This window comes from Methylobacterium sp. B1 (assembly GCF_000333255.1).
In the GTDB taxonomy this organism is placed as follows: domain Bacteria; phylum Pseudomonadota; class Alphaproteobacteria; order Rhizobiales; family Beijerinckiaceae; genus Methylobacterium; species Methylobacterium fujisawaense.
The window spans coordinates 1-4,725 of the sequence record NZ_BACT01000263.1 but is presented as its reverse complement, the minus strand read 5'-3'; the positions used below and the strand labels follow the sequence as shown (position 1 = coordinate 4,725).

Genomic DNA, 4,725 nt, shown 5'->3' with positions numbered 1-4,725 from the left:
CCGCTGGCCGCCGGAGAGCTCCGCCGGGATCGCGTAGGGCAGCCCCGAGACGCCGTACTGGTTGCGGAACAGGCCCTGGATGATCAGCGCCAGCCCGAAGGTCAGCAGAAGTCCGTAGAGGTGGTCGAGCTTGTAGAGCCGGGCGATGAGCACCCGCTCCAGCACGATGCCGAAGGCGCCCACCACGAGGGGCGCGAGACCCAACGCCCACCAGTAGCCCAGGCCCACATAGGTGAGCAGCATCCAGGCCACGAACGCGCCCATCATGTAGAGCGCGCCGTGGGCGAAGTTGATGATGTTCAGGAGCCCGAAGATGATGGCGAGCCCCAGCGACAGGATCGCGTAGAACGAGCCGTTGATCAGGCCGAGCAGCAATTGCCCGAACAGGGCCTGCGTCGGCACTCCGAAGATCGTGGTCATGGCCGTTCTCCGCGCCCCGATCCCACCGTCAACCCTTCACGAGGGGGCAATTGCCCTCGTTGAGCGGCCGGAAGACCTGATCGCCCGGGATCGTCTCGAGCTTCTTGTAAAGATCCCACTCGCCCTTCGACTCGGCGGGCTTCTTGACCTCGAACAGGTACATGTCGTGGATCTTGCGGCCGTCCGCGCGGATCACGCCCTTGCCGAACAGCGGATCGTCGGTCGGCATCGCCTTCATCTTGGCGACCGTGGCGGCGCCGTCGGTGGTGGATTTCAGCTCGGCCACCGCCTTCAGGTAATGGAGCACGTCCGAGTAGACGCCGGCATGGTTGGCGGTGGGCTTCGAGCCACCCTTCATCTGCTTGGCGAAGCGGTCCGAGAAGGCGCGGGTTTGATCGTTCAGGTCCCAGTAGAACGGCTCGGTGAGCACGAGACCCTGGGCGACCTTGGTGCCCAGCGAATGCACGTCGGAGGAGAAGACCAGAAGGCCGGCCAGCGCCTGCCCGCCCTCGGTGATGCCGAACTCGCCCGCCTGCTTGATCGCGTTGATCGTGTCGGTTCCGGCATTGGCCAGGCCGATGACCTTGGCGCCCGAGCCCTGCGCCTGAAGCAGGAAGGACGAGAAGTCCGAGGTCGGGAACGGCGTCTTCACCGAGCCGACGACCTTGCCGCCGTTCTTGGTGATCACGGCGCTGGTGTCGCGCTGAAGCGTCTGGCCGAAAACGTAATCGGCCGTGAGGAAGAACCACGTATTGCCGCCGCGCTTCACCATGGCGCCGCCGGTGCCGTTGGCCAGCGCCACCGTGTCGTAGACCCAATGGATGGTGTTCGGCGTGCATTGCGGGCCGGTGAGGTCGGCGGTGCCGGCGCCGGTGTCGATGAAGACCTTGTTCTTTTCCTTGGTGACCTGGCTGATGGCCAGCGCCACCGAGGAGGTCACCCCGTCGGTGATCATGTCGACGTTGTCGCGGTCATACCATTGCCGGGCGATGGCCGCCCCGACATCCGGCTTGTTCTGGTGATCGGCCGAGACGATCTCGACCTTCAGGCCGTGAGCGTCCGGCTTGAAGTCTTCGACGGCGAGCTTCGCGGCCACGACCGAGCCCTCGCCGCTGATGTCGGAATAGGCGCCCGATCGATCGCCCAGGATGCCGATCTTCACGTTCGTCTGCGCAGCAGCGGTGCCCATCATCAGGGCGCCGGCGAGGGCGGCGAGGGTCGCGGGCCGGGCGATACGTCCGAACATTTTCGTTTCCATCCTTGTAACGGCGCGGCGGATCTCCGCCAGCCGAGTATCGGGGCGCCGATTGTTGGCGCTTCTACGGTTTTTGCGAACGGGCTTCAGACGCCGAGATAGGCGTGGAGCTTGTCGATATTGGCGTCAAGCTCGGCATTGGGGATCATATCGACCACCCGCCCCTGCTCGATCACGAAATGCCGGTCCGCCAGGGTCTGGGCGAAGCGGAAGTTCTGCTCCACCAGAACGATGGTGTAGCCTTGCGCCTTCAATTGCTGGATGGTCCGGCCGATCTGCTGGACGATGACCGGCGCCAGTCCCTCCGTCGGTTCGTCCAGGAGGATCAGCTTGGCACCGGTGCGCAGGATGCGTCCGATCGCCAGCATCTGCTGCTCGCCGCCGGAGAGCTTGGTGCCCTGGCTGCCGGCGCGCTCCTTCAGGTTCGGGAAGAGCTGATGGATCTCGTCCACCGACATGCCCCCCGGCTTCACCCGCGGCGGCAGCATCAGGTTCTCGTGGACCGTGAGGCTCGCGAAGATGCCCCGCTCCTCCGGGACGTAGCCGATTCCGAGGCGGGCGATGTTCCGGGACGCCATGCGGATGGTCTCGACGCCGTCGTAGACGATCGAGCCGGCGCGCTTGCCGAGGATGCCGATGATGGCCCTCAGCGTCGTGGTCTTTCCGGCGCCGTTACGCCCGAGCAGCGTGATGACTTCACCGGTCCGGACATCGATGTCGATCCCGTGGAGCACGTGGCTCTCGCCGTACCAGCCTTCCAATCCGCGGACGGTGAGGAGCGCGCCGGTCGCGGCCGCCGGAGGTGTCTTGAGAGCCGCCTCACGCATGTCCCGCCCCGATATACGCTTCGACCACACGCGGATCCTTCGAGACCGTGGCGTAGTCCCCCTCGGCCAGCACCTGGCCGCGGGCCAGCACGGTGATCCGGTCCGAGAGGGAAGCAACCACCGACAGGTTGTGCTCGACCATCAGGATCGTCCGGTCCTTCGAGACGCGCCGAATGAGCGCGGCGGTCCGGTCCACGTCCTCGTGGCCCATGCCGGCCATCGGCTCGTCGAGGAGCAGCATCTCGGGATCGAGAGCGAGCGTGGTTGCGATCTCCAGCGCGCGCTTGCGGCCATAGGACAGCTCGACCGCCAGCACGTCGGCGAACTCCGAGAGTCCGACCGCGTCGACCAGTTCGAGCGCCTCGCCGTTCAGCGCACGCAGGACCCGCTCGGGCCGCCAGAAATCGAAGGAATCGCCGCGCCGCCGCCGCTGCAGGGCGATGCGGACATTCTCCATCACGGTGAGATGCGGGAAGACCGCCGAAATTTGGAACGAGCGGACGAGCCCCAGCCGGGCGACATCCGCCGCCTTGAGGCCGGTGATGTCGCGATCCTTGTAGCGGATCGTCCCCGAAGTCGGGATCAGGAACTTGGTGAGCAGATTGAAGCAGGTGGTCTTGCCGGCGCCGTTCGGCCCGATGAGCGCGTGAATCGTGCCGCGCTCCACCTGCAACGCCACGCCGTTGACGGCCCGGAATCCACGGAATTCCATCGTCAGGCCATCGGTCGCCAGGATTACATCCCGTGCCAAGCGTGTCCCTCCCGGGTTTGATTTCTTGCCGCCATATCGCCGATCCGTGACGGTACAGTCCATCGCAATCGCCGGGGACCACGCGACAATCCCCCGTCAGTGATATCTGTCGCCGACCGTGTCGCGGCGGTCGCTCGACCGAACTTGACCACGCGCCGCCCTCCGATTAACTCAGACAAGTTACGGTAGCGCTATTCTGGGGAGACACGGCATGGACGGTCGCGCGGCCTACATCGCCGTCGACTGGGGCACCACGAACCGCCGGGCCTTCGCCGTGTCGGGCTCGGGAGCGGTGCTCGACAGCCTGCAGGACGGACGCGGGATCCTCTCCCTGGCGCCCGGCGACTACCCCGCGGAGATCGCGGATCTGCGCGCGCGGCTGGGGCCTCACCCGGTCATCGCGGTCGGCATGGTCGGATCCAACCGGGGCTGGCTGTCGGCGCCCTACATCGCGGCGCCGGCAACCCTCGCGGCCCTGGCGAAAGCCTGCGTGGAACCCGCGCCCGACGTGCGGATCGTCCCCGGCGTCGCCCTGCGGGACGAACAGCGTCCCGATGTGATGCGGGGGGAAGAGGTCCAGGTCTTCGGTGCGATCGAAGCGGGTTCAGCGCCGCCGACGGCCTTGTTCTGTCAGCCGGGCACACACAACAAGTGGATCGAGACCGTCGATGGTGCGATCACGGATTTCACCACCGTGATGACCGGAGAGATCTTCGCCCTGCTTCGCGCACAGGGCATCCTGGCGGGGATGCTCGACGGTGAGGTCGGGAACGGAGCCGCCTTCCGCGCGGGCGTCGGGCGGGGCCTCGCCTCCCGAAACCTCGCCGCGACCCTGTTCGAGGTCCGCTCGGGACTGCTGCTCGACCGCCTCGACCCCGATGACGCGGCCTCCTACGCCAGCGGCATCCTGATCGGCGCCGATGTCGGCACCCGTGACGACCTCCAGGGCCGTCCGGTCCATCTGCTCGGCGGCGGTTCCCTGGCCGCGCTCTACGCCGCCGCCATCGCGCAAGCGGGCGGGACTGCGGTGATCGTGCCGGACGGTTCCACCACGTCCGGTATCCACGCCATCTGGAGTCTGCGGACATGACCATCCACGACCGGTTCGAGGCGGTCTTCGCGGGCTGCCCGCTCGTGGCGATCTTGCGGGGACTCACGCCGGACGAGGCGCCGGCGATCGGGGAGGCCCTGGTCGGGGCCGGGTTCACCCTCATCGAGGTGCCGCTCAACTCGCCGGACCCGCTGCGGAGCATCGCGGTGCTCGCTGAGCGCCTCGCCGGACGGGCGCTCGTCGGCGCCGGCACCGTTCTCAGCCGATCGCAGGTCGCCGACGTCGCGGCCGCCGGCGGAGGCCTCGTGGTGTCGCCGAACGCCGATCCGACGGTCATCGGCGCGACCATCGCGGCCGGTCTCGTTTCCCTCCCGGGCTATCAGACACCCACGGAGGCCTTCGCGGCCCTGGCGGCCGGCGC

At 67.3% G+C, this 4,725-nt stretch carries 4 protein-coding genes and 2 pseudogenes; 2 read left to right on the top strand and 4 right to left on the bottom strand.

Annotated elements, in window-relative coordinates:
• The 4 genes and pseudogenes from I53_RS07590 to I53_RS07575 all read right to left on the bottom strand — a co-directional run.
• A pseudogene (locus I53_RS07590) lies at positions 1-420 on the bottom strand (branched-chain amino acid ABC transporter permease); the annotation flags it as partial.
• 28 nt (positions 421-448) lie between these two features.
• Positions 449-1,666 carry an ABC transporter substrate-binding protein gene (locus I53_RS07585; RefSeq protein ID WP_043348643.1) on the bottom strand — a complete coding sequence of 406 codons (1,218 nt, stop codon included), beginning with the start codon at positions 1,664-1,666 and terminating at the stop codon, positions 449-451.
• Between the two features lie 95 nt (positions 1,667-1,761).
• A complete protein-coding gene (locus tag I53_RS07580; protein WP_043348642.1) occupies positions 1,762-2,502 on the bottom strand; it encodes an ABC transporter ATP-binding protein in 741 nt (246 codons plus the stop codon).
• On the bottom strand, positions 2,495-3,214 hold the full coding sequence (locus I53_RS07575; protein WP_374701304.1) for an ABC transporter ATP-binding protein: 720 nt from the start codon (positions 3,212-3,214) through the stop codon (positions 2,495-2,497). The genes I53_RS07580 and I53_RS07575 overlap by 8 nt, the downstream gene beginning before the upstream one ends.
• A 250-nt stretch (positions 3,215-3,464) precedes the next feature.
• Here I53_RS07575 and I53_RS07570 point away from each other — a divergent pair, with 250 nt between their 5' ends.
• A complete protein-coding gene (locus I53_RS07570) occupies positions 3,465-4,343 on the top strand; it encodes a 2-dehydro-3-deoxygalactonokinase (protein WP_043348637.1) in 879 nt (292 codons plus the stop codon).
• A pseudogene (locus tag I53_RS07565) lies at positions 4,340-4,725 on the top strand (2-dehydro-3-deoxy-6-phosphogalactonate aldolase); the annotation flags it as partial. The gene I53_RS07570 and the pseudogene I53_RS07565, both read left to right, overlap by 4 nt.